General features: G+C 68.0%; 1 protein-coding gene. It reads left to right on the forward strand.

Annotation, left to right across the window (positions count from 1 at the left end; genetic code table 11):
* Positions 1-42: 42 nt before the first annotated feature.
* On the forward strand, positions 43-637 hold a 595-nt coding region (locus H5J33_RS36525; RefSeq protein ID WP_309485587.1), incomplete at its 3' end, for an acyltransferase domain-containing protein.

Below are 637 nucleotides of genomic sequence, written 5' to 3' on the forward strand. Positions count from 1 at the left end.
GAGGGGTTGTCCGTCGCGGCTGTGAACGGGCCTGTGTCGACGGTGGTTTCGGGGGATGTCGAGGCGTTGGATGGGTTGTTGGCGCGGTGTGAGGCGGAGGGGGTGCGGGCCCGCCGGATCCCAGTGGACTATGCCTCCCACTCGGCTCATGTCGAGCTTATTCGCCAGGAGTTGGCGGGGCTGTTGGAGCCGGTGCGGCCCCGGGCCGGGCAGGTGCCGTTCTACTCCTCGGTCACCGGTCGGGTGCTGGACGGTTCGGAGCTGGACGCGGGCTACTGGTACACGAATCTGCGGCAGACGGTGGACTTCCACGCAGCGGCCAAGGCTCTTCTCGCCGACGGTTTCGACGTGTTCATCGAGTCGAGTGCGCACCCGGTGCTGACGGCGTCGGTGGAGGAGAGCGTCGAAGAGGCCGGTGCCGAGGCGGTCGTCCTGGGGACGCTGCGCCGCAACGAGGACGAACAGCGGCGCTTCAGCCTGGCGTTGGGCGAGGCTTTTGTGGCGGGGCTCGACATCGACTGGCCCGTTGCCGGTCGGAGGCCGGACTTCCTTGAGTTGCCGACGTATGCCTTTCAGCGGGAGCGGTACTGGCTCGAGCCGGTCGAGGTCGGTTCGGGTGATCCGGGTGACCTGGGTC

The sequence above is a fragment of the Streptomyces sp. WELS2 genome, from assembly GCF_013870595.1.
In the GTDB taxonomy this organism is placed as follows: Bacteria; Actinomycetota; Actinomycetes; order Streptomycetales; family Streptomycetaceae; genus Streptomyces.